The sequence below is a fragment of the Mesorhizobium sp. P3_B5 genome (assembly GCF_056402815.1).
This window is the reverse complement of sequence record NZ_JBFUGR010000008.1, coordinates 188,072-213,212: the sequence shown is the minus strand read 5'-3', so window position 1 is coordinate 213,212 and position 25,141 is coordinate 188,072. Positions and strand designations below refer to the sequence as shown.

The following is a 25,141-nucleotide window of genomic DNA, read 5'->3' as shown; positions in this document are numbered from 1 at the left end:
ATGCGTAAATGGAAAATCGCGTTGGGCGCGGCGGTCGCCCTGGGGGCGATCTCGGTGGCGAGCGTTCACTGGCTCGACATGGGCAATCTCAGCCTCAATGCCGGTACGGCGGCAGCGACGCCGGCTCCGGCGGCGTTTGTCATGCCAGTGCCGGTGGTCAGCGTCGTCAAGAAGACGATCCCGATCTATCTCGACTATGCCGCCCGCACCGAGCCTATCCGCAGCATCACGCTGCAGGCGCGTGTGCCGGGCTATCTGCAGGAGCAGGCTGCCGCCGACGGTGTCGACGTCAAGCAAGGCGACCTTCTCTACAGGATCGCCCCGCAGGATTTCCAGGCTGCCCTCGACCAGGCGAAGGCGCAGGTGCAGCGCGACACGGCGACGCTCGACTATGCCCGTTCCAATCTCGGCCGCGGCAGCGAGCTCGCCAAGAGCGGGTACATCGCCAAGGACGCGTTCGACCAGCGCACCAGCACCTTGCGCGAGGCGGAGGCGTCGCTGGCCGTCAACCAGGCCGCCGTGCGGACGGCAGAGCTCAATCTGAGCTATGCCGAAATCAAGGCGCCGTTCGCCGGCCGCATCGGCCGCAATCAGGCGTCGGTCGGCACGCTGGTCAGCGTCGCCGGCACCGTGCTCAACACGCTGGTGCAGCTCGACCCGATCTACGTCACCTTCAATCCGAGCGAAACCGATCTGGCGCAGATCGAGGAAGCTCGCGCCGAGGGACCGATCGACGTCGACATCCTGCTGCCCGGCGACACCGAAGCGCGCCAGAAGGGCGAACTTACCTTCATCGACAACACGATCGATCCCTCGACCGGCACCATCACGGCGCGGGCAACGATCGGCAACGGCAAGTTCACGCTGCTGCCCGGCCAATATGTTCGGGTCAGGCTGCACATCAAGCAGCAGCCCGATGCGCTGATGGTGCCGCAGACGGCGCTGGGCTCGAGCCAGCTCGGCAAATATCTCTACGTCGTCGGCAAGGGCAACACGGTCGACCAGCGCATCGTTTCGCTCGGCCCGATCAACGGCGATCTGGTGGCTATCTTGAGCGGCGTGGCCGAAGGCGACCAGGTGATCACAGGCAATCTGCAGAAGATCGGGCCCGGAATGCCGATCTCGCCATTGCCTCAGGAGAAACCGGCCAGCTGATAACCCCCATCAGACAAGGTCGTCTGGCGCCCTCGGTTCCCATACCGAGGGCGCCGTTTTGCTGAGCAGTTCGACGAGCCCGGCCACATCGGCGCGATCGGCCTTGGCGGCGGGCATGAAGGCGCAATAGGGATGACCAAGCCGCACCGACACGGGTGAGAGCGCGATGAGGCGCCCCGCTTCCAGATCGGCGCTGGCCATGACCCGCTGGCCAAGGGCTATGCCCAGACCCAGCCTTGCCGAGGCAATCGCTAGGCTGGACAGGCCGACGCGCCGTCCATGCGAAGGATCGGGCGAACGGCTGCCTCCCGAGGCCGCGAACCAGTCCGCCCAGCTCGGATGCGTGGCATAGTTCGGGCCCCAGTTGGTGTGGATGAACTGACTTTCGTGCAGTTCGGCGAGGCCAGATGCGCCGTTGCCGTGCCGACGCCAGAATTCCGGTGCGCAGACCGGCAGCACGTCGTCATGGACGAGGCGGACGAGCTTCAAGCCGGGATAGTGATAGTCGCCATAGCTGATGCGCAGGTCGATGTTCTGGCGCGCAATATCGACCGGGTCATCCTCGACGCGGACGTCAATCGCCATATGCGGAAAGGCTTCGAGCAGCACGGCCAGTCTTGGCGCCAGCCACAGTTCGGCCAGCGAAAATGGCACGCTGACGACGAGACGGGTTCTCAAAGTCCCTTCCAGCATGCGCTGCCCGATCGCCGCGATGTCGCCCAAGGCGCGCGCGGTCTGCGGATAGATGGCGTGGCCGGCATCGGTCAACGCGATGCGGTTGCCGGTGCGCACGAAAAGCTGCTTGCCGAACCAGCTTTCGAGATTGCGGATCTGCTGGCTGACCGCGGCGGAGGAAACACCGAGTTCGGCGGCCGCGAGCGTGAAGCTGCCGGCACGCGCCGCGACTTCGAAGGCCTTGATCGCATTGAGGGGCGGCAGTCGTTCCATCTTGTCACCATAGGTTTTTCTTTCGCAACCCTAATAATTTTCCGCGTTGAGAGAAAGATTTTTTTGCCGTCTTCTGTGGTCTCAGCCTTGGAGCAAGAGACATGAAAGACATTCTCGACCTGGACCGCTACCCGCTCGACCGTGAAGGCAGCGCCGAATGGAAGCACCTTGTGGAAACCTCCAGAGCGGCGCTGGCAGCCGACGGCATGTTCAATCTGGAAGGATTTCTGCGGCCCGGCGTCGCCGAAAGAGCGGTCGGGGAAATCCAGCCGGTGATGGACACCGACTCGCATGTGCACAAGCGCATGCACAACATCTACTTCAAGCCTGACATTCCGGAGCTTGCGCCCGACCATCCGGCGCTGCGCAAGGTCGAGACCGTCAGCCATACGGTGTGCGCCGATCAGATCCCCGGCAGCGTCGTACTCGCCATCTACGAATACGAACCGCTTCTGCACTTCCTAGCGGCGGCGATGGGCAAGACCAGGCTGCATGTGATGGAGGATCCGCTGGCGCGCACCAATGTGATGGGCTACCGCGCCGGCGAAGCGCTGAACTGGCATTTCGACCGTTCGGAATTTACCACCACGCTGCTGTTGCAGGCCTCACAGCGCGGCGGCGACCTCGAATACCGCACCGATCTCCGCTCGGACGACAACCCCAACTATGACGGCGTGGCGAAACTGCTCGAAGGCCGCGACCCCGAGGCAAAAATCCTGCGCATGAAGGCGGGCACGCTGAATGTCTTCCGCGGCAAGAACACCGCGCATCGCGTCACTACCGTCGAAGGCGAGCGCGAGCGGATGATCGCGGTGTTTTCCTACTATGAGAAGCCGGGTGTGATGTTTAGCAACGAGGAGCGCGTTGGCTTCTACGGCCGGGCGGCTTGAGGCCAAAGAGGCCGACATGCCACCGGACGAAAGAATCCAAAAATGACCTCTTGTTAGATTGTCGACAATCTGATTGTCTTCCCTTCTGTTCTCGCTGGAGTGGGCCGGATGGTGACGACGGATTTCAGCCCGATTGCCGACACGACGCGACGCGCCGAAATCGTGGCGCTGCTGCGACGCGCGATCCTGACCGGCCAACTGCAACCAGGCCAGAAGCTCAATGAGCTCAGGATTTCCGAACAGATGCGCGTCAGCCGCGCGCCCCTGCGCGAGGCCATGCGCGAGCTGGTGCAGGAAGGCATCCTGACCAGCATCCCCTATGCCGGCACCTTCGTCATCGATGTCACCGCCAAGGACATCGACGATGCGTATTCGCTCAACCAGGTGCTGGACGAGTTCGCCATCGAACGGACATGGCCACAGCGCGACCAGCGTTTCTTCGATGAGCTTGACCGGCGCCACGAAGCGGTGAAGCAGGCGACCCGCAACCTCGACACCACAAGGCAGATCGAAACGGCGCTGCAACTGCACGGCCTGATCTATGAATGGGCCGAAAATTCGGTGCTTCTGGAAACCTGGCAGCGGCTGACCAGCCGGCTGCAAATGTATTTCGCGCTGCACCAGCATGCGCGCGACGAGCCGGTGCCGGCCGAAGATGTGCACGAGACCTATGTGCGCTTGCTGAAGGGCACGGACATGGGTGCTGCCCAGCGCCATGCCCGCGAGCATATCCACCTCGATTACGAACAGCTGCTTTCCTATGCACGCAGCCTCGAACAGCGCCCCTCAAGGGGCGCCTGACCAGCCATCGTAGACAACGGACAGATACGTGCGGATCAAAACCATAAAAGCCTACCATGTCGTGCAGCCCTTCGTGGACGGGCCCTACCGCATGTCCAAAGGGCGCGAGGCCGACGCCTTCGACGCGGTGATCGTCGCCATAACCTCCGACAGCGGCGTCACCGGCTGGGGCGAGATGGCGCCGCTCGGCAATTTTTACTCCGCCGCCTTCCCCGCCGGAACGCGCGCCGGTGTCGTCGAGATTGCGCCGCATCTCATCGGCCAGGATCCGCGCGGCCTGGCCAGCATAGGCCGGCTAATGGACACGGTGTTCAAGGGCCATCCCTACATCAAGTCGGCGCTCGACATGGCCTGCTGGGATCTCGCGGCACGTGCCGCCGACGTGCCGCTGGTCACGCTGCTCGGCGGACGCGAGAGCGAGACGGCGGAGCTCTACAAGGTCGTCACCCATGGCAGCGTCGACGCCATGGCGGCCCTCGCCAAGCGCATCGTCGCCCAGGGCTTTCACCGGCTGCAGGTCAAGGTCGGCGGTAACGTCCATGACGACATCGAGCGCGTCAGCGCGGTCGCCGCTTCGGTACCGAAGGGCACGGTCATCTTCTGCGACGCCAATGCCGGCTGGACGCCCTATCAGGCACGCCAGTTTGCCGACGCAACGCGCGCTATCGATTACACGTTCGAGCAGCCCTGTACCACGATCGATGAGAACATGTCGGTGCGCCGCATGCTCGACAAGCCGATGGTGCTCGACGAATCCGTCACGTCGCTCGAGGCGATGCTGGAAATACATCGCCTGGGCGCGGCCGATGGGCTGACGCTGAAGATCTCGCGGCTTGGCGGCGTCAGCAAGACGCGGCAGATCCGCGACGTTGCCGTCGACCTCGGCTTCATGATCACCGTCGAGGATACCGGCGGAGCCGAGATCGACACCGCCGCCATGGCGCATCTGTCGCTGTCGACGCCGGAGGAACGCCGGCTGCACGCCATCGCCTTCCACGAATGGGTGACGGTGCGCACCGCCTCCAACAAGCCGCCGGTCACCGGCAGCCGCATGGGCATTCCGGACGGCCCGGGCCTCGGCATCGATGTCTTGCCTGACCTGCTCGGCAAGCCCTTCTTCGAAATCGGCGGCTGAGATGAAAATCCGCCGCATCCATGCGACCCCCATCAACCTGCGGCTCGAAGCGCCCTACGCCTGGGTGTTCGGCGAGCTCGACGGCTTCTCACCGACCATCGTCGAGGTCGAAACCGAGGACGGCCTCATCGGCCTCGGCGAGGCGCCGACACCGGCCGCCGCGGCGATCATCAATGACGTTCTGGCGGCACGACTGGTCGGCCGCGACGCTTTCGACATCGCCGGGGCCGAAGAAGTCTGCCTGCCCTTCTGGACCGGCGTGCAGTCGATCAACGACCGCACCCGCATCATGGCCTTCGGCGCCATCGAGATGGCGCTCTGGGATCTGCGCGGCAAGGCGTGGAAGCAGCCGCTCTACCAGTTGCTCGGCGGCGCGGTGCGCAAGGATATCCCGTTCACCGATTATTTCTCACTGCGCGGCGACGGACCAAAGGTCAAGGGCGAGACGACGCCGGAGCAAGTCGCCGACTATTGCGTCGAACTGCACGAGACCTATGGGACGACGTTCTTCGAGGGCAAGTTCTCGACGCAGGATCCGAAAGTCTCGCTGAAGATGGTCGAACTGATCCGCACAAAGCTCGGCGACGAGGCAATGATCCGCATCGATTCCAACCAGGCCTATTCGCTGGCGACGGCGCGGCGGCTGGCGCGACCGCTCGAAGAACTCGGCGTGCGCAACTGGGAAGACCCGGTGGCGACCATCGAGGAGATGCGCGAACTGCGCCGCCATTGCTCGATCCCGTTTTCTACCCACAACATCGACATTGCGCGCGCCATGGAAGCCAAGGTTCCGGACGCCTTTGTCGGCAACCCGACCGTGCATGGCGGCATCGGCCGCATGCTGCGCTTCGTCGGCGCCTGCGAGCATTCCGGCATCGACTACTGGTGTTACAGCGGCGACAGCGGCATTGGCAGCGCCGCCTATCTGCATCTGTGCGCGGCACTTGGCTGGATCAGGGAGCCGAACCAGTCGCTGTTTCGCATGCTGCCGATGGACGTCATCGAGGAAGGGCCGTTCTCGCCGAGGAACAATGTCGTGCGGGTGCCCGAGGGACACGGCCTCGGCGTCACCCTGTCGCGCGCAAACCTCGCCGCCTGCCACCGCGACTTTGCCGAGAACGGGTCCTGCAACAAATATCACGATCCGGTGAAGCCCGGGACCTATCGCCGCCTGCCGCTGAACTAGGAGGAGGACACAGAGAAGACGGACACCAGAAAACAGAAGCTGCAGCCGGATTTCGACCGGAATGCAGGACGGAACGGGTGGAAGCAGTGCCTTAAGCAAATCCGGTCTCTCCTCGCTAAGGACCGGATGGACCAGCAAAGATCGCATGCTACAGTCCCGGTCAGCAGACCTCATTGACGCCCGGGATACGGAGAACATCCACGGTACTCGTCAATCACAAAGAGCGTTCGTAGTTACAAAAACACAGGGGAAAGGGTTAAACCCATGAGCAACAATTATCGCATTCTCGACTTCATCCGGCGCAGCCGCTCGCCGCTCGAAAACCACCTGATCGATGGACTGGTCGATGGCCGGGTCAGCCGCCGCGATTTCATCCGCCACGGCAGCCTGCTCGGCCTGTCGCTGCCGCTGCTCGGCCGCATCGGCGCTGCCGCCGGCTTCGGCGCCATGCCGTCGCTGGCCCGTGCCGCGGGCGCAGCCGGTGCCACCATCCGCGTCGCCAGCAGCGTGCCCGCCGCGGCGATCGACCCGGTGACCATCGCCGATGCCGGCGGCCTCGTCGTCCTGCAGCAGGTCGCCGAATTCCTCTGCGTCGACGGCCCGGACCTGGTGCTGCAGCCGTCGCTCGCCGAAAGCTGGAAGCCGAACGACACCGGCACGGTGTGGACCTTCACGCTGCGCAAGGGCGTGAAATTCCACTCAGGCGGCGAGATGAAAGCCGACGACGTCGTGGCCAGCATCGACCGGCTCGCCGATCCGGCGAACTCGTCCAATGCGCTGTCGGTGTTCAGCGGTATCCTGCAGAAGGGCGCGACCAAGAAGGTCGACGACTATACGGTGGAATTCCATCTCGATGCGCCGAACGGCAACTTCCCCTACATGCTGTCGTCCGACAACTACAACGCCGTGATCCTGCCGGCGAGCTACAAGGGCGACTACGAAAAGAGCTTCGACGGCACCGGGCCGTTCAAGCTCGAGAAATACACGCCGAAGGTCGGCGCGTCGTTCGTCCGCAATGATGGGTACTGGGGCGAGAAGGCGCTGCCCGATCGCACCGAGTTCACCTTCTTTGCCGACACGCAGCCAATGATCCTGGCGCTGCAGGGCGGTCAGGTCGACATCATCAACCAGCTGCCGGTGCTGGCCGGCGTCGGCCTGCTCAGCGATCCGAACATCGACATCATCAGCTTGAAATCGGTGGCGCATCAGCAGGTGCACATGCGCTGCGATTCCGATCCGTTCAAGGATCCGCGCGTGCGTCGCGCCATTGCGCTCTGCCTCGACCGCGACAAGCTGGTGGCCGGCCTGATGAAGGGCCGGGGCGTGGCCGGCAACGACAGCCCGTTCGCCTCCGCATACCCCTCGACCGATCCGAGCGTGCCGCAGCGCAAGCAGGATATCGCGCAGGCCAAGCAGCTGATGGAAGCGGCGGGCGCAGGTGCTGGCTTCAAGGTGACGCTGACCACCGAGCGCTATCTGGAAATCCCCGAATACGCCCAGCTGATCCAGAACTGGGTCAAGGAGATCGGCATCGAGCTCGAACTCAACATCCTCGACCAGGGCGCCTATTACGGCGATGCGGTGTTCGGCAAATCGAACTGGCTGGATTCGGTGATGGGCATCACCGACTACGGTCACCGTGGCGTGCCGAACGTGTTCCTGGCCGCACCGCTGAAGAGCGACGGCACCTGGAATGCGGCGCACTTCAAGAACAAAGACTACGATACGCTGGCGACCAGCTACATCGCAGCCCTTGATCTCGAAGCGCAAAAGGCGGACGCCGGCAAGATCCAGGCCCTGCTGCTCGAAGAAACGCCGGTCCTGTTCGGCTATTTCTACGACTATCTGACGGCGACATTGAAAGGCGTCGCCGGCGTGCAGCCGACGGCCATGTCGCAGCTCTTCCTCAGCGGAGCATCTAAGGCCTGAGCGGAAAGAGGGAAGCCGGAACTGCCAGCCCCGCGTTGGGGCTGGCAGTTGCGTGGCAAGGCGGGGCTCGCCCGCCTGACGTGTAACTTTGCCGTTGTGGGACTATCCATCGTTGACGTGTCCCAAGGAGTCCGAGACCCTGCTCACCACCATGCATTGGGGGACATACGAAGTCGGTGCCGAGAACGGCAGGCTTGTCAGCGTCGAGCCATGGAGCGGCGATCCCGATCCATCGCCGATCGGCAGCTCCATGCTCGGCACCGTACAGGGAGACCTGCGCGTTGCCCGCCCCGCCATCAGGCGCGGCTGGCTGGAGGGAAACAGGTCCGGCGCCAGTGGCAGGCGCGGCAGCGAACCCTTTGTCGAAGTCCCCTGGGAAACCGCGCTGGACGTCGTGGCGGCCGAATTGGACCGGGTTCGCGTCGAGCATGGGAATGCCGCGATTTATGCGGGGTCCTACGGATGGGCGAGCGCGGGGCGATTCCACCACGCCCAAAGCCAGGTCCACCGCTTCCTCAACACGATCGGCGGTTACACAAGCTCGGTGCTGAGCTATTCCTACGGCGCGGCCGAGATCATCCTGCCGCATGTGCTTGGCGGCACCGACGGCCTGACGGGCAATCATTCCACCTGGGACGGGATCGAGCGGCACAGCGAGCTCATCGTTGCTTTTGGCGGGCTGCCCTGGCGCAACGCGCAGATACAGGGCGGCGGTGCGGCACGTCACGAAGCAGCGGCCGCCTTGCAAAGGGCCGTCGGCAACGGCGCCCGGCTCATCAATGTTTCGCCCGTGCGCGACGATGCGCCGCGCGGCGTCAACACCGAATGGTTGCCGCTTCGGCCGAACAGCGACACCGCCCTGATGCTGGCTCTATGCCATGTCCTCATCGACGAGGGCCGTCATGACGAGACATTTCTGGCGCGATACTGCACCGGCCTCGAGGTCGTGCGGGCCTATGTCCTGGGAGAAACCGACGGCCAGCCGAAGAACCCGGCATGGGCCGCCGCCCTGAGCGGCGTTGCCGAGGAGAGGATTGTCGCGCTGGCCAGGGAAATGGCCGCCAAGCGCACGATGGTGATGGTCAGTTGGTCGCTGCAGCGCGCAGACCATGGCGAGCAGCCATATTGGGCGGCGATCACGCTTGCCGCGCTGCTCGGCCAGATCGGCTTGCCGGGCGGCGGGTTTGGCTTCGGTTATTCATCCACAAACGGCGCCGGACGACCGGAGATGGGATTTCGATGGCCATCCCTGCCGCAGGGCACGAACCGAGTGCCAGGCTTCATCCCTGTCGCGCGCGTGGCCGACATGCTGCTCGATCCGGGCGGCCCCTTCGAGTTCAACGGCGCCGCACTATCCTATCCCGACATCAGGCTCGTCTACTGGGCCGGCGGCAATCCATTCCACCATCATCAGGATTTGAACCGCCTCGTCGAAGCGTGGCAGCGTCCGCGGACTATCATCGTCCACGAACCCTTCTGGACGGCGACGGCGCGCCATGCCGACATCGTGCTGCCGGTCACGACACCGCTGGAGCGAAACGATCTCGCCTTTTCGAACCGCGAAAACCTCGTGGTCGCCATGAAACAGGCGATCGATCCGGTGGAAGAGGCGCGCGACGACTATCGGATCTTTGCCGACCTGGCGACACGGCTTGGCGTGCGCCAAGCCTTCACCGAAGGGCGCGATGCCAAAGAGTGGATCCGCCTGCTCTATGGCCAGGCCAGGGACAATGCGGGGGCCGCCGGGGTCGAGATGCCGCCATTCGAGCATTTCTGGCATGACGGCTACGCCGAGCTTGCCCGGCATGTCACCTCTCAGACATTGCTTGGCTCCTTCCGTGCCGATCCGGATCGGCACCGGCTGGCGACCCCGTCGGGCCGCATAGAGCTGTTTTCGCCGACGATCGATTCTTTCGGCTATGACGACTGTCCGGGCCATGCCGTGTGGCGGGAACCGCGGGAGTGGCTGGGCGGCGATCTTGCCAAGCAGTTCCCGCTGCATCTTTTGTCACCGCAGCCAGCCGACAAACTCCACAGCCAGTACGATCACGGGTCGGTCAGCCGCGCGGGCAAGGTGTCGGGCCGCGCGCCGTTGTTGATAAATCCAGCGGATGCCACAGCGCGCGGTATTCTGGACGGAGCGGTCGTCCTCGTTTTCAACGATCGCGGATCATGCCTCGCGGGCGCCGTGCTGACAGATGGCCTGATCCCCGGCGTCGTGCAATTGCCCACCGGGACATGGTTCGACCCCTCGGAGCCAGCACAATCGCACAGTCTGGAAAAGCATGGTAATCCGAATGTCCTGACACCCGACCGGGGTACGTCGCGCCTTGCCCAATCGCCAACCTGCAATTCGACGCTGGTCCAGGTGTCGCGATTTATGGGAGCTGTGCCGCCGGTGACAGCATTCGATCCGCCTGCCACAGTGAGTTTGCCCGACGTGTCCGGCATGCCCGGGCCGAACGGTCTTCATGAGGAGTCCTAGCCATTCTCTCCTTTCTCGTCCGGCGTGTTTTCCTGTCGTTCGTCACGCTGTTCCTGCTCAGCATCATGGTGTTTCTGGGCGGCCAGGTGCTGCCCGGAAATGTCGGGCGCGCCATATTGGGGCCGTTTGCCGACCAGCGCGCCGTCGACACGCTCAATCATACGCTCGGCGTCGACCGTCCGCTGCTCACCCAATATGGCAGCTGGATCTGGAACTTCATCCAGGGCGACATGGGCACGTCCTATATTTTCCGCTCGCCAGTGGCGCCCTTCGTCATCGATGCGCTGGGTAATTCGATGAAGCTGGCGGCGGTCGCCTTCGTTCTGGTGGTGCCGATCGGCATTCTCGGCGGCGTCATCGCGGCGCTCAATCTCAACCGGCCGCTCGACCGCATTATCAGCCTCGGCGGTCTTTCGGTGACGGTGCTGCCGGAGTTCGTCACCGGCATCATCCTGATCCTGATTTTTGGGGTCTGGCTGCGCTGGTTGCCGATTTCCGCCGCATGGCCGCCCAACGCCGGCTTCTTTACCCAGCTCTATTATTTGATCCTGCCTTCGCTGCCGCTGTTCCTAGTGCTGTTCGGTTACATCGCCCGCATGGCGCGCTCAGGCATGATCGAGGCGCTGGATTCCGACTACACCAGAACCGCGGTGCTCAAGGGCCTGCCGTGGCGAACGGTGATCTGGCGGCATGTGCTGCGCAATGCGCTGTTGCCGACCATCACCGTCATTGCGACGCAGACCGGCTATCTCATCGGCGGCCTTGTCGTCATCGAAACGCTGTTTCGCTACCAAGGCATCGGCTCGCTGATCTTCACCGCCGCGCGCGGCAAGGATTTCCCGATCCTCGAAGCCGGCATCCTGACCATCGGCATCGTCTATGCGGTGGCAACACTGGCCGCCGATTTTCTCTACTCCGTGCTCAATCCGCGGATACGGCTGGGGACAGACCAATGAGCACCATCGATACCAGTCGTCCGACGCCTGACGATACCAACCGGCGCGGCCCCATGGCCGAGGTTTTCTTTTCGCTGCTGCGCTCCGGCACGTTTCTCACCGGCCTCGGCATCGTGGTGTTCTGGGTCGCCTGCGCGCTGTTCGGCGAGCATTTCGCACCTTACGATCCGCTTGCCGACGACATCATCAACGCGCTGGCGCCGCCCTCGGCCGAGCACTGGTTCGGCACCGACCAGATTGGCCGCGACGTCTTCTCGCGCGTCATCGTCGGCTCGCGCGACATCCTGACGGTCGCGCCTCTGGCGACCTTGTTGGCCACCATCGCTGGCACCGCGCTCGGCCTGTTCACCGGCTATTTCAGAGGCATCGTCGACGACATCATCAGCCGCATCCTCGAAGCCTTCATGGCAATCCCGGTGGTCATCGTCGCGTTGCTCGCCATCGTCGCGCTCGGCACGTCCAAGACCACGGTCATCGTGGTGATTGGTTTGAGCTTCGCGCCGATCATCGCCCGCACCGTGCGTTCGGCGGTGCTTGCCGAACGCGAGCTCGACTATGTCGCTGCCGCGCAGCTGCGGCACGAAAGCGCGCTGCACACCATGTTCGTGGAGATCCTGCCCAACGTCATCCCGCCGATCCTGGTCGAAACGACGGTCCGCCTCGGCTATGCGATCTTCGCCGTCGCTACGCTGAGCTTCATGGGTTTCGGCATCCAGCCGCCCTCGCCCGACTGGGGGCTGTCGATCTCCAGCAATTACGGCATGATCGGCGGCGGCTTCTGGTGGACGGTGTTGTTCGACGCGCTCGCCATCGCCTCGCTGGTGATCGGCGTCAATCTGGTGACCGACGGCGTGCAAGGGGCGCTCAATGACTGAGAAGGCCGCCAACGCACTCGAACTCTCAGACCTCTCCGTCGCCTACCGCGTCGGCGGCCGCAACCGCGCGGTGCTGCGCAACCTCAGCCTGACCATCGGCCAAGGCGAAGCCTATGGGCTGGTCGGCGAGTCCGGCTGCGGCAAATCCACGGTGGCGCTGACCGTCGTGCGCTACCTCCCCAGGAACGGCTCAATCACCGGCGGGGCGATCTCGCTCGACGGCCAGGACGTGATGAAGCTCGACGCCGAAGCGCTCAGGCGCGCCCGCGCGGAAAGCGTGTCGATGGTCTATCAGGACCCCGGCAAGGCGCTGAATCCGTCGATCCGCATCGGCCGCCAGTTGACCGAGATTTTCGAGCTTGGCGGCGTTACGGGACAGGCCGCCACCGACAAGGCAATCGCCATGCTGAACCGGGTGCGGATTTCCGATCCGGTCAGCGTCATGCAGCGCTATCCGCACCAGCTGTCGGGCGGCATGCAGCAGCGTGTGGCGATTGCCATGGCACTGGCCAACGACCCGACCATGCTGATCCTAGACGAGCCGACGACCGGCCTCGACGCGACGGTGGAAGCCGAAGTGCTCGATCTGATCGCACAGCTGCGCCAGGAACTGTCGGCCTCGATCCTGTTCATCAGCCACAACCTCGCCGTCGTCTCCAACATGTGCGACCGGGTCGGCGTTCTTTACGCCGGCATGCTGGTCGAGGAAGGACCGACGGAGGCCGTGTTCAACGATCCGCGCCATCCCTACACGGTGGCGCTGCTGCGCTGCCTGCCGCGCGGCGGCCAGCGCAAGGATCAGGGCCGCCTCGACACCATTCCGGGGTTCCTGCCCAGCCTAGGTGCCACGATCAAGGGCTGCGCCTTCGCCGATCGCTGCGCGCTGGCGACGGACCGCTGCCGTAGCGAATTGCCGCCGCTCTACGATCTTGGTGGTCGGCTGTCGCGCTGCCACTATCACGAACAGGCGCAGTCATTGCCACGCGCCACGCCAAGCGATGCGGTTGTCGCCGCGCCGAAGGCGGCAGCCGAAGCCGTATTGCGCGTCGAGGGGGTGAACAAGACCTTTGCCAGCCATGGCCATGCGCTGCGGGCGGTGAAGGATGTTTCGGTCAGCCTGAGGCCCGGCGAAACGCTCGGCCTGGTCGGCGAATCCGGTAGCGGCAAGACCACCTTCGCCAGGCTGCTGCTTGGCCTGGTGCCGCCGGACGAGGGCGGCAGGATCGAACTCGAGGGCAAGGCTCTGGCGCCGCGGCTGGACAGTCGCACCGCTGACCAGATCAAGGCGATGCAGATTGTCTTTCAGAACCCGGATTCGGCGCTCAACCGTTCGCATTCGATCCGCCATTTGATCAGCCGGGCGCTGAAGCGGCTGGCCGGCTTGAGCGGTGCGGCATTGCAGGCCCGCCTCGATGAGCTCGTCCGTTCGGTGCGGCTTACCGACCGGCATCTCGCCGTCAAGCCGCGCCAGCTCTCGGGCGGCCTGAAGCAGCGTGTCGCCATTGCTCGCGCCTTCGCCGGCGAGCCGCGCATCGTCGTCTGCGACGAACCGACCTCGGCGCTCGACGTCTCGGTGCAGGCAGCGATCCTCAATTTGCTCGCCGACCTGCAGTCGAAGGAAGATGTCAGCTACATCTTCATCTCGCATGATCTGGCGGTGGTGCGTTATCTCTCCGACCAGATCGCCGTACTCTATCTCGGGCGGATCATGGAGCTCGGGCCCTCCGAGGACGTCTTTTCCGGCCCGCATCACCCCTATACGGAAGCGCTGCTGTCGGCGGTGCCCAAGCTCGACCAGACGGAGACGTCGCGCATTCGCCTCGATGGCGAAATCCCCAGCGCCACCCACCCGCCGTCGGGCTGCGTGTTCCACACACGCTGCCCGCGCAAGATCGGCGCGATCTGCGAGCTGCAGGAGCCGCCGTTGGCCGAGGCGCAGCCCGGCCACACGATCCGCTGCCACATTCCCTATGCGGAACTGGCGAGATTGCAGAAGCAGGTGGTGCAAGCGGAGCCGGCCTGACCGCGGTCCCTACGCGGCTCAATCGGCCATCATGAAGGCACGGTCGCCTTCCGAAAACGACAGGCCGTAGCGCTCTGTCGCGCCCCCCCCTCTGTCCTGCCGGCATCAAAGGCTTTCCATCGCCGCGTAGAGTCCAACCCAGATTTGAATCCTGCCGCTACTGCCAAATTGCTGGTTGAAATATTGTTCATTTGGAAATAGGAATGTTCAAAATGATGATCTCGACGCTGCGGCGCGTCAGGAACTGGAGGAAGCGACATGTCCCATCCGCAATTTGCAGCGGAACTTTTGCAGCGCGCTGAAAAGCAGGGACCTATCACCATCGGTCTCGCCGGCGCCGGGCAGATGGGCACCGACATCGTCGTTCAGGTGGCATTGATGCCGGGCATGCGGATCGGTGCCATTTCCGAGGTCAGGCCGCAAGCGGCGATCGATGCGGCCTTGCTCGCGGGCCACGACCGTTCCGACATCGTGCAGGCGGCCAATGCCTCAGCCATTGATCGCGCCATCGAGGCCGGCAAGATCGCGGTGACCGAAGACCTGCATGCGCTGGCGTCGGCCGGCCGCATCGACGTCATCATCGACGCCACCGGCAATCCCAACATCGGTACGCTGTTCGCGCTCGAAGTGATGAAGAACGGCAAGCATATCGTCATGCTCAATGTCGAGGCCGACATCACCATCGGCCGCTTCCTCAAGGAAGAAGCGCGCAAGGCCGGCGTCGTCTACACCGGGGCGGCCGGCGACGAACCCGCCTGCACGCTGGAGATCATCGGCTTTGCCAGGAGCCTCGGCTTCAACATCATCGCCGCCGGCAAGGGCAAGAACAATCCGCTGAAGATCGACGCCATGCCGGCCGACTACGAGAAGGAAGCGGCCGAGCGCAACATGAATGCGCGCATGCTGGTCGAATTCGTCGACGGTTCCAAGACCGCGATTGAGATGGTGGCGATCGCCAACGCCACCGGCCTGGTGCCGGACGTGCCCGGCATGCACGGCCCGACGGCGACGCTCGACGAACTTGCCAGCGTGCTTTGTCCGCGCGAGGATGGCGGCGTGCTGCATCGCAAGGGCGTGGTCGACTACTCCATCGGCAAGGGCGTTGCGCCCGGCGTGTTCTGCATCATCGAGACAAGGCATCCGCGCGTGCTGGAGCGCATGGTCGACCTCAAGGTCGGCAAAGGCCCCTATTTCACGATCTTCCGTCCCTATCATTTGACCAGCCTGGAAGTGCCGCTGTCGGCGGCGCGTGCCGTGGTCTACAAGCGCGCCGACATGGAGCCGCTCGACCATCCGGTCGCCGAGGCGGTGGCTGTGGCCAAGAGCGATCTTGGCCAGGGACAATCGCTCGGCATGATCGGCGAGAACGACTATCGTGGCTTCGCCATGACCTGGGAGGACGCGCGCGCCAAAGGAGCCCTGCCGCTCGGCCTTGCCGAACGCGCCAAGGTGGTCAAGCCGGTCAAGACCGGCGACTTCCTGACCTATGAAAATTGTGTACCCGACGATTCGATGGTGATAACCCAGATCCGCCGTCGTCTCGACCAGTCGGATGGACGGTTCGTGACCAACGCCGCCTGACGCCGCCGGATCTCCGCCTGATGAACGATGTCGTAATCGGGATCGACGCCTCGACGACGGCCGTGAAGGCGATTGCCTTCACGCGCGACGGCGAAGAACTGTTCCAGGCGCGCGAGGCCTATCCGCTTTCCAATCCGAGACCCGGCCATTTCGAACAGGACGCCGAACATTGGTGGGCGGCGCTGCTTGGCGCGCTGAAGCAGGTCACTGACAAGGTTGGTGCTGCGCGGGTGGCGGCCATCTCCATCGCCCACCAGCGCGAGACCTTCACGCTGATCGATCATGCCGGCAAGCCGCTCATTCCGGCCATACTGTGGCTCGACGAACGCGCCCGCCCGCAGGTGGCAAGGCTGTCGGCCGACCTCGGCCGCGAGGCCATCCGCGACTGGAGCGGCAAGCCGCCGGATCCGACGCCGGCGCTCTATGCCATTGCGTGGCTCGCCGAACACCAGCCGCAGGCGCTCAACCAGGCAGCGGCACTTGTCGACGTGCACGGCTTCTTCGTCCACCGGCTGACCGGACGGCTGGTCACCAGCACCGCGAGTGCCGACCCGCTCGGGCTTCTCGCCGTCGCGAATGGCACCTGGCATCCCAAGCTTGTCGCGGCCGCGGGGCTGCGGCCGGAGCAACTGCCGGACCTTATCGCGCCAGGCGCGGTTTGCGGCGGCCTTAGCGAAAGCGTGGCCGGACTGACCGGGCTGAGGGCCGGCACGCCGGTCGTTGCCGGCGCCGGCGACGGCCAGGCGATGGGCCTCGGCACGGGCGTCCATGGCGAGGGCAAGACCTATCTTTCGCTTGGTTCCGGCGTCGTCAGCGGCTGCTATTCCGGCACCGTCACCACGTCGGATGCGTTTCGCACGCTGGTCTCACCGACCGGTTCGGGGTTCATGCTGGAAACCGTGCTGCGCTCTGGCATGCAATTGGTCGACTGGATCGTGCGCACCACCGGCTCGCCATCCGCGGCAGTGCTGGAGAAGGCGGCGGTCGACGTTGCCGCCGGCAGCGACGGCCTGCTGGTCATGCCCTATTGGGCCGGCGTGATGAGCCCGTATTGGGATGGTGCGGCGCGCGGCGCCATTGTCGGCCTGTCGCTCGACCACCAACCGGCGCATCTCTTCCGCGCGACGTTGGAAGGCATCGCTTTCGAGCAAGCCATCGCCACCGGGGCGATGGAAGCGCAGACCGGTGGCAAGCCGACAGCGATGATCGCCGCCGGCGGCGGCACCAATTCGGCGCTGCTGATGGCGATCATGGCCAGCGTGCTCGAACGGCCGATCTCGGTTTCGCCGGTCAACGAAGCCGCCGCCCTTGGCGCCGCCATGCTGGCGGCTTGCGCGATCGGATGGTTTGCTTCGCCCGAGGCGGCGGCAGAGGCGATGACGGCGGCACCCACCAGGCATGTCGACCCTGTCGATGATCTCGTGCCCTTTTACCGCGCCCGCAAGGTAATCTACCGCGACCTCTATCAGGCGACGCGCGACATCCACACAAGGCTCGGCAACGCCCCGGCGTGAGCCCCGCGCGCCGCCGATATTGCGTGTTGTCCAGCCAATGCTAGAATCGCTGGCTCATGAAGACAGCGTTTCATCTTGCGGCCCTGCTTTGGATTGTTGCCCTCGCCGCAGTCCCAATGTCGGCGCTCGCGCAAAATGAGCCGCCGGCCGACGCGCCGTTGCAGGTGTCGCTCGATATGGACCATGACGGCCGGATGGATCGGGCCGTGGTGATGGAGGATCCCGACAGCGGCGAAGCGGTGCTTACCATCTATCTGGGCGCCGGTGACGAAAAGCTCGATCCGTCGCGCAAGCCGACCTTCGTCAAGAAAGCCGTTACCGAGGGCCGGGTTCTCGAGCTTGCGGCCAAGGGCAAGGGTTCGCTGACCGTCACCTCCTGTTTCGGTTGCGGCGCCGGCAAATCATGGGAGGAGACGCTGACGATCGTCTATCGCAGCGGCAAATTTCTGGTCGCCGGCTTCAGCCGTTACTGGGACTGGAACGTGCAAAAGGCTGACGGCAGCGTCGAAACAACGCTCGGCAGTTGCGACATCAACTACCTCACCGGCAAAGGCGTCGCCTCGCAGGATCTGAGCGACGGCAAGCCGATCGCAGGAAAGTTCACGCTGAAGTCGCTGGCAAACTGGTCGGCTGGCAGGCGCCCCAAGCCCTGCGAATTTTGAAGCGCCTCTGCGGAAGACAACGTTCAGCCGTTGAGCAGGCCCTTGGCCGCATCCTCATCGGTGATCAGCACCGAAATCTTGTTGCTGGCGAGCGCTGCCCGCATGACGGCGATTTTTTCCTGGCCGCCTGAAACCAGGATGATGTTGGGAATCTCCGACAGATCCTGCAGCGGATAGGCACAGACCCGCCGATTGACCTCGTGGTCGACCGGGCGACCCTCGGCGTTGACAAAATGGCACAGAATGTCGCCAACGGCGCCGGCGGCCTGCAATTCCTCGAGCTCGCTGGGCTTGATGAAGCCGTAATTGGCGATCGGACTCTCGTTGGAAAACGAGCCGACGCTGAGCACGGCTATGTTTGCCCGGCGCGCGCGAAAGACGACATCCTGAACGCTGCGCTGGCTCATGAAGGCGTCGCGCTGCTCCGGCCTGTCGGCATAGACCGGCACCGGCAGCAGAAAACACTCGGCGCCGATCTTTTCGGCGAACTCCCAGGCGCTTTCGGTCGGGTTGAGCGGTTGGGCGTGGGTGAGGCCACCCAGCATCGACACCACCGTCGTCCTGGCGATCGGCCGCCGCGGCAGTTCCTTGATGGCGAATTTCAGCGTCCGTCCCCAGCCGAGTGCGATGACATCGCCGGCATTCACATTGTCGGCCAGATAGGTAGCTGCGGCGTGGCCGATCATCAGCGGCGCATTGCTCCTGTCGGCGGCCGACGGCACCACGACGGCCTGGCTGAGCCCGAAACGCTGCTTCAGGCTCTCCTCCAGCACCACGCATTCGACGACGCTGTCGCGGATGCGGAACTGGACGATGCCCTCCTCGCGGGCGGCTGAAAGAATTCGATGCACCTTGATGCGACCGATGCCGAGGATTTCGGAAATGCGCTCCTGCGTCAGCCCCTCGACATAATAGTGCCACGCCGCCCGCGCCTTGAGCTCGGCGTCCGGGAAGCGCGAGGCCTTCTCGTTCTCCATCACCGCCATCTTTTTGTCCTCCCGCAGCCGTGCGTAGCGGCCCCATGCTTTTCAACCGGCATTTGCAAACGGAGCAACCGTCTGGGGTCCCTCGACCTATCGCCGCGCGAAATGAAACCCGAAATAGTCAACATTTACTTTGTCTTGGCCGCCCGCCGCTGTTCAGCCGGCTAAAATGATCGAAAGAGAAAATCCGCACTTAAAACTCGACATTCCGCGCCCTTTCGTAAGCCAAACCGAACTGCAGCGCAAACCGGCGTCGAATGAAGCGGCAGGCCTTGACAATTTTCCGATGACCGGTTTAGCTGAACAAAATTGCATATCAAAGATAAATTGTTCACAGGGAGGTGCCTGGTGAACAAGGCGGATGGCGAGGCATCGCCATTTTGCTGGGTGGAGGAGACGAATTGGCTGTGAGCAACGACACAAGCGAGTTGAAAGCCGGCACCAGTGCGCAGGCCGCAGCGGGCGCCAGGCTTTCGGCGCTGTTTGCCGGAACCATGGGACCGCTGATCGGCCTGCTCTTGCTTTGCCTGGCGCTGACACTGACCACCGACACTTTCCTGACCATGCGCAACATCCTCAACGTGCTCGACCAGATCACCGTGCTCGGCATCATGGCGATCGGCATGACGCTGGTCATCCTGATCGGCGGCATCGACCTGTCGGTCGGCTCTGTGCTGGCGCTCGCCGCCATGGTGATGGGCTATGTCGCTCATCCCGACTATCTCAATCTCGGCCTTGCGGCGGGTGTCGTTGCGGCCCTTGTCGTCGCCGGCCTTTGCGGTCTGGTTTCCGGCATGCTGGTGACCATCACCAGGCTGCCGCCCTTCATCGCGACGCTGGCGATGATGTCGGTGGCGCGCGGCCTCGCCAACATGATCACCGACGGCTCGCAGATCGTCGGCTTTCCCGACTGGTTCACCAACCTGTCGATCATCCGCCATTTCGGCTTCCTGTCAGTCACGGTCGGGCTGATGATCGTGCTGGCGATCATCTTCGCCATCTTCCTCAACTACCGCGCCACCGGCCGCAGCCTCTATGCGATCGGCGGCAGCGCCGAGGTCGCCCGGCTCTCGGGCATACCGGTGAAGTCGCTGACCAACTGGGTCTACGTCATCTGCGGCGTGCTGGCCGGGCTCGCCGGCATCGTGCTGGCCGCACGGCTCGATTCGGTCCAGCCAAGCTCCGGCCTCGGCTACGAACTGGACACGATCGCCGCGGTGGTGATCGGCGGCGCCAGCCTGTCGGGCGGCGTCGGCTCGATCGGCGGCACCGTGGTCGGCGTCCTCATCATCGGCGTGTTGCGCAACGGCCTGAACCTGCTCGGCGTCTCGCCCTTCATCCAGCAAGTGGTGATCGGCGTGGTGATCGCGCTGGCGGTCGCCACCGACACATGGCGGCGAAGGTCGCAATGAAGGACGGGGCACAATGAAGAATGGGGCGCAATGAGATTCGCCCGATATTCGGGCGGAATACGGATCGGTTGATCCGAAACTGGGAGTGTTCGGCCAAGGGCGCCAAGGGTGCGCCGGCAGAACTGATTGACCTTATCAACGGAGGAATAACATGCTGACCAAACGTTCACTCTTGCTCGCCGCCGCGGCCGTCATCCCGCTGCTTGGCCTCACCGACATGGCCTCGGCCAAGGACGCCAAGAAGCTCGGCCTCGCCGTCGCCAATCTGCAGGCCGATTTCTTCAACCAGATCAAGCAGTCGGTCGAAGCCTACGGCAAGGAAAAGGGCATCGAAATCGTTACCGTCGACGCCAAGGGCGATTCGGCGACGCAGGTCAGCCAGGTGCAGGATCTGATCACGCAGAACATCGACGCGCTGATCTACATCCCGGCCGGTGCCACCGCCGCCACCGTGCCGACCAAGACGGCCAAGGCAGCCGGCATCCCGGTCATCAATGTCGACCGCAACGCCGATGGCGCGCCTGGCGACACCTTCATCGCCACCAACAGCGTCGCCTCGGCCCAGGCGGTTTGCGACTACATCGCCAAGCAGGCCGGCGGCAAGGGCGAGCTGATCATCATCCACGGCCAGAAGGGCACGACACCTGAAGTCGACCGTTCGAAGGGCTGCGGCGAAGCGCTCAAGGGCTACCCCGATATCAAGGTGGTCGGCGAACTGTGGAGTGAAGGCTGGCACCAGGACGAAGGCTTCAAGCTGACGCAGGACCTGCTGCAGGCGCATCCCGACGTGTCGATCGTCATCGGCCAGGCCGATGCGCTGGCGCTCGGCGCGGCGCAGGCAGTCAAGGTCGCCAATCCCGGCCACAAGGTCTGGGTTGCCGGCTTCGACGGCGACGTGGCGGCGCTCAAGGCGCTGAAGGACGGCGTCTTTGACGTCACCGCGACGCAGCAGACGCAAGGCATGGGCCGGCTGGCCGTCGATGCGGCGATCAAGCTGGTGGCCGGAGAGAAAGTCCCCGCCGAAGATCTGCAGGATGCGACACTGACCACCAAGGACAATGTCGAGCAGTTCATCGCCAAGCATCCTTAAGAGCTGGTATCCCTGACCAGACGAGCGCAACGATGTCCCTGAATCCACGCCATACGGAGAGCCCCCATCTGGGGCTCTCCGTCAGCGGCCTCTGCAAAAGCTACGGACCGGTCCAGGTCCTGGCCGATGCAAGCTTTGAGGTGCGCCCGGGCGAGGTCGTGGCGCTGCTTGGCGAAAATGGCGCCGGCAAGTCCACTATTTCGAACATCATTGCCGGGTCGACCAAACCCGATGCCGGCACCATCATGTGGCGGGGGAAATCCTATTCCCCCGCCTCTCCCGCCGCGGCCATCGAAGCCGGCGTCGGCATGATCCACCAGGAGCTGAAGCTGCTGCCGGACCTGTCGGTGGCCGAGAACGTCTATGTCGGGCGGCTGCCGATGCGCGGCGGCCGCATCGACCGCGCGGCCATGAACGCGCAGGCATCGGCACAGCTCAAGCGCCTCGGCCTCGACGTCTCGCCGGAGCGCAAGGTGCGCACGCTGCGCATCGCCGCCCAGCAGCAGGTCGAGATCGCCAAGGCGCTGGCCCTCAATGCCGAGCTATTGATCTTCGACGAACCGACGGCAGCCCTTGGCGGCGAGGAAACGGAGCTGCTGTTCCAGCAGATCCGCAAGCTCAAGGCGGAAGGTATGTCCTTCATCTATATCAGCCACCGGCTGGACGAGATTGCCCAGATCGCCGACCGCGTGGTGGTGATGCGCGACGGGCGCATCGTCGCCCGGCACGAGCGCGCCGATATTCCGGTGCGCACCGTGGTCGAGCAGATGGTCGGCCGCTCGGTCGAGCGGATGTTTCCGCCATTGTCGCCGCCGGGAGCGGACACGCTGCTCGAAGTCGAGAACCTGTCCTCGCCCGAACACAGCTTCAACAACATTTCCTTCTCGGTGAAGTCAGGTGAGATCCTCGGCATCGCCGGATTGATCGGCGCCGGGCGCACGGAGCTGGTGCGGGCGATCGCCGGCGCCGACCCGATTTCATCGGGGTCGGTGCGCGTTGCCGGTAAGCCGGTGCATCTCAGCGGCCCGGCGGCGGCGATCAAGGCCGGCGTCGTGCTGGTGCCGGAAGACCGCAAGGCACAAGGCGTGGTGCTCGACCAGACCATCGGCGAGAATCTGGCGTTCGGCAATTTCGACCATGTCGCGCCGAATGGCTGGGTGTTCCCCAAGGCCGTGCAGAAATTCGCCGAGGCCGGCATCGCCAGGCTCGGCGTCAAGGGCAAACCTGGCCAGGCGGTGAGCAAGCTGTCCGGCGGCAACCAGCAGAAGGTGATCATCGCCAAATGGGTGTCGCGCCCGCCCAAAGTGTTCATCCTCGATGAGCCGACGCGCGGCATCGATGTCGGTGCGCGCGCCGCAATCTACGATGTCATCGCCGATCTCGCCCGCTCGGGCATGGCGGTGGTAGTGGTGAGCTCCGACCTCGAGGAAGTGCTCGGCCTGTCGCATCGCGTGCTGGTGCTGAGCCGCGGTCGGCAGCGCGGCATTCTCGACCGCAGCGAAGCCAGCAACGTCGCGGTGATGGAACTCGCCACGAGCTAGAGCAACGTATCGGAACAATGCGCTCCAGGTGATATCCTCCCAAGGACCGGACCGCGCGGGGCGCCAGCAACAACTGGCGCCCCTTCATTTCAGACGGCCGGCGGTTGGAGCAGAGGGAACCGACGATGAAACTATTCGATCTTCACGGAGACGTAGCGCTGGTGACAGGCGCTGGCAGCGGCATCGGCCAGGCGATCGCCATTGGACTGGCCGAAGCCGGCGCCGATGTCGTCTGTTTCGGCCATACCTCCAAGGGCGGGTTGGACGAAACCGCGCACAAGATTACGGCACTTGGCCGCAAGGCGCTGGTACTGACCGGCACGGTGACTTCGGAGGCCGATCTTGCGGCGGCGATCGAGAGCACCGAGAAAGAGCTCGGCGCGCTGACCATCGCCGTCAACAATGCCGGCATTGCCGGGGCCGAAGCAGCCGAGACGCTGTCGCTGGAGAAGTGGCAGAAGGTCTATGACGTCAATGTCAGCGGCGTGTTCCTGTCCTGTCAGGCCGAGGCGCGCGCCATGCTGACGCGGCGCAAGGGCTCGATCATCAACATCGCCTCGATGTCCGGCTCGATCGTCAATCGCGGCCTGACCCAGGCGCATTACAATTCGTCGAAGGCCGCCGTCATCCACATGTCGAAGAGCCTCGCCATGGAATGGGCCGATCGCGGCCTGCGGGTCAATGTGGTCAGCCCGGGCTATACGCTGACCCCGATGAACAAGCGCCCGGAGGTCGCCGAACAGGTGAAGATCTTCGAGCGCGACACGCCGATGGGCCGCATGGCAGCACCGGAAGAAATGGTCGGCCCGACCGTGTTCCTTTCCAGCCGCGCCGCGAGTTTCGTCACCGGCATCGACCTCATCGTCGATGGCGGCTTTGTCTGTTGGTAGGAGGCAGAATGCAGAAGCGTTTCGAGGGAAAGACGGCCGTCATCACCGGCGCCAGCGGCGGCATCGGGGCGGCGATGGCGAAACGCTTCGCGGCTGAGGGTGCTGCCGTCGTCGTCAGCGCAATCGACCCGCGTGTCGACGAGGTCGCCGCCAGCCTGAAGGCGGCCGGCGCCAAGGTGGCGTCGATGCGGATGGACGTGACCAGGAAGGATGAGGTTGCCGCCCTCTACGATCTGGCCGAACGAGAATTCGGCCGCGTCGATATCTCGGTGCAGAATGCCGGCGTCATCACCATCGCCCGGATCGAGGCGATGACCGAGGCCGAGTGGGACAAGGTGATGGCGGTCAACACCAAGGGCGTGTTCCTGTGCTGCCAGGAGGCCATCGCGCGCATCCGCAAGCATGGCGACGGCGGCCGGCTGATCAACACGGCGTCGGGCCAGGCGCGGCAAGGCTTCATCTACACGCCGCACTACGCGGCCTCGAAATTCGGCGTCGTCGGCATCACCCAGAGCTTGGCCAAGGAAGTGGCCAAGGAGAAGATCACCGTCAACGCCATCTGCCCCGGTATCATCGACACCGACATGTGGGCCTATAACGACGCTGCATGGGGCAAGTTGATGGGCGACTACAAGCCCGGCGAGTTGATGGCCGAATGGGTGAAGAACATCCCGATGGGCCGTGCCGGCAGTGGCGAAGACGTCTCCGGTCTGGTCAGCTTTCTCGCCAGCAGCGACGCGACCTACATCACTGGCCAGACCATCAATGTTGACGGCGGCCTGATCATGTCGTGAGCAAGCTGTTCACGCCGTAAGCAGTGCCTGCCCGGGCCGACGCTGCGAGCGTCGGCGACTAGCCAATGCCGTTCGAATTTCGCGCTGCGAACGGCATTGTGCGTTGCGCAAGATGAACGTTGGTATATATAATTTCATCCCATGAAACGGCTTTGGCGAGGTGGGGCTTGCCAGGCTGACAGCCGAGATCATGGAACCTTGATGGCTCGCACGTCTCAGAGCGCCGCAAGAGCGGCGATCGATCCGCGGATGATTGCTTGCGCAGCAATCCGTCGGCAGCCATGACGCGGT

General features: G+C 64.1%; 20 protein-coding genes. 18 read left to right on the top strand and 2 right to left on the bottom strand.

Going from position 1 to position 25,141, the window contains the following annotated elements; all coding sequences use genetic code 11:
- A complete protein-coding gene (locus tag AC1DVW_RS21090; protein ID WP_477325601.1) occupies positions 1-1,155 on the top strand; it encodes an efflux RND transporter periplasmic adaptor subunit in 1,155 nt (384 codons plus the stop codon).
- A gap of 9 nt (positions 1,156-1,164) precedes the next feature.
- On the opposite strand, the gene AC1DVW_RS21085 is transcribed toward AC1DVW_RS21090, so the two are convergent.
- Positions 1,165-2,103 (bottom strand): LysR substrate-binding domain-containing protein, encoded by a 939-nt coding sequence (locus AC1DVW_RS21085; protein ID WP_477325599.1) that lies wholly within the window; start codon positions 2,101-2,103, stop codon positions 1,165-1,167.
- A 101-nt stretch (positions 2,104-2,204) separates the two neighbouring features.
- Here AC1DVW_RS21085 and AC1DVW_RS21080 point away from each other — a divergent pair, with 101 nt between their 5' ends.
- The 12 genes from AC1DVW_RS21080 to AC1DVW_RS21025 all read left to right on the top strand — a co-directional run bounded on the left by AC1DVW_RS21080 (position 2,205) and on the right by AC1DVW_RS21025 (position 18,140).
- On the top strand, positions 2,205-2,993 hold the full coding sequence (locus tag AC1DVW_RS21080) for a HalD/BesD family halogenase (RefSeq protein WP_477325597.1): 789 nt from the start codon (positions 2,205-2,207) through the stop codon (positions 2,991-2,993).
- Between the two features lie 108 nt (positions 2,994-3,101).
- Positions 3,102-3,794: a GntR family transcriptional regulator gene (locus AC1DVW_RS21075; protein ID WP_477325595.1), complete on the top strand. Its 693-nt coding sequence runs from the start codon at positions 3,102-3,104 to the stop codon at positions 3,792-3,794.
- A 28-nt stretch (positions 3,795-3,822) separates the two neighbouring features.
- Complete coding sequence (locus tag AC1DVW_RS21070) at positions 3,823-4,929, top strand: mandelate racemase/muconate lactonizing enzyme family protein (protein WP_477325593.1); 1,107 nt, start codon at positions 3,823-3,825, stop codon at positions 4,927-4,929.
- Position 4,930: 1 nt separating this feature from the next.
- Positions 4,931-6,115 (top strand): mandelate racemase/muconate lactonizing enzyme family protein, encoded by a 1,185-nt coding sequence (locus tag AC1DVW_RS21065; protein WP_477325591.1) that lies wholly within the window; start codon positions 4,931-4,933, stop codon positions 6,113-6,115.
- Positions 6,116-6,379: 264 nt separating this feature from the next.
- Positions 6,380-8,044, top strand: coding sequence for an ABC transporter substrate-binding protein (locus AC1DVW_RS21060; protein ID WP_477271693.1), 1,665 nt, complete (start codon positions 6,380-6,382; stop codon positions 8,042-8,044).
- 151 nt (positions 8,045-8,195) lie between these two features.
- Positions 8,196-10,529 carry a molybdopterin guanine dinucleotide-containing S/N-oxide reductase gene (locus tag AC1DVW_RS21055; RefSeq protein WP_477325719.1) on the top strand — a complete coding sequence of 778 codons (2,334 nt, stop codon included), beginning with the start codon at positions 8,196-8,198 and terminating at the stop codon, positions 10,527-10,529.
- Positions 10,530-10,531: 2 nt separating this feature from the next.
- Entirely contained in the window at positions 10,532-11,485 is a 954-nt protein-coding gene (locus AC1DVW_RS21050) for an ABC transporter permease (RefSeq protein WP_477243379.1), read from the top strand.
- Positions 11,482-12,360, top strand: a complete 879-nt coding sequence (locus AC1DVW_RS21045; RefSeq protein ID WP_477325589.1) for an ABC transporter permease — start codon at positions 11,482-11,484, stop codon at positions 12,358-12,360. Before AC1DVW_RS21050 ends, AC1DVW_RS21045 begins: the two co-directional genes overlap by 4 nt.
- A complete protein-coding gene (locus tag AC1DVW_RS21040; protein WP_477325587.1) occupies positions 12,353-14,383 on the top strand; it encodes a dipeptide ABC transporter ATP-binding protein in 2,031 nt (676 codons plus the stop codon). The genes AC1DVW_RS21045 and AC1DVW_RS21040 overlap by 8 nt, the downstream gene beginning before the upstream one ends.
- Before the next feature lie 258 nt (positions 14,384-14,641).
- Positions 14,642-15,964 carry an NAD(P)H-dependent oxidoreductase gene (locus AC1DVW_RS21035; protein ID WP_477325585.1) on the top strand — a complete coding sequence of 441 codons (1,323 nt, stop codon included), beginning with the start codon at positions 14,642-14,644 and terminating at the stop codon, positions 15,962-15,964.
- Positions 15,965-15,984: 20 nt separating this feature from the next.
- Positions 15,985-17,478 carry a xylulokinase gene (locus AC1DVW_RS21030; RefSeq protein WP_477325583.1) on the top strand — a complete coding sequence of 498 codons (1,494 nt, stop codon included), beginning with the start codon at positions 15,985-15,987 and terminating at the stop codon, positions 17,476-17,478.
- Positions 17,479-17,594: 116 nt separating this feature from the next.
- Positions 17,595-18,140, top strand: coding sequence for a hypothetical protein (locus AC1DVW_RS21025; protein WP_477325581.1), 546 nt, complete (start codon positions 17,595-17,597; stop codon positions 18,138-18,140).
- A gap of 23 nt (positions 18,141-18,163) precedes the next feature.
- Here the strand turns inward: AC1DVW_RS21025 and AC1DVW_RS21020 are convergent, their stop codons facing one another.
- Positions 18,164-19,126, bottom strand: a complete 963-nt coding sequence (locus AC1DVW_RS21020; protein WP_477325579.1) for a sugar-binding transcriptional regulator — start codon at positions 19,124-19,126, stop codon at positions 18,164-18,166.
- 425 nt (positions 19,127-19,551) lie between these two features.
- On the opposite strand from AC1DVW_RS21020, the gene AC1DVW_RS21015 reads away from it, so the two are divergent.
- From AC1DVW_RS21015 to AC1DVW_RS20995, 5 genes are all read left to right on the top strand, one after another.
- Positions 19,552-20,535, top strand: a complete 984-nt coding sequence (locus tag AC1DVW_RS21015; RefSeq protein ID WP_477325718.1) for an ABC transporter permease — start codon at positions 19,552-19,554, stop codon at positions 20,533-20,535.
- A gap of 151 nt (positions 20,536-20,686) precedes the next feature.
- Entirely contained in the window at positions 20,687-21,625 is a 939-nt protein-coding gene (locus tag AC1DVW_RS21010) for a substrate-binding domain-containing protein (protein ID WP_477243363.1), read from the top strand.
- Between the two features lie 32 nt (positions 21,626-21,657).
- Entirely contained in the window at positions 21,658-23,166 is a 1,509-nt protein-coding gene (locus AC1DVW_RS21005; RefSeq protein WP_477243362.1) for a sugar ABC transporter ATP-binding protein, read from the top strand.
- Between the two features lie 125 nt (positions 23,167-23,291).
- Positions 23,292-24,056, top strand: coding sequence for an SDR family oxidoreductase (locus AC1DVW_RS21000; RefSeq protein ID WP_477271677.1), 765 nt, complete (start codon positions 23,292-23,294; stop codon positions 24,054-24,056).
- Positions 24,057-24,064: 8 nt separating this feature from the next.
- On the top strand, positions 24,065-24,850 hold the full coding sequence (locus AC1DVW_RS20995) for an SDR family oxidoreductase (protein WP_477325577.1): 786 nt from the start codon (positions 24,065-24,067) through the stop codon (positions 24,848-24,850).
- The last annotated feature ends 291 nt before the right edge of the window (positions 24,851-25,141 follow it).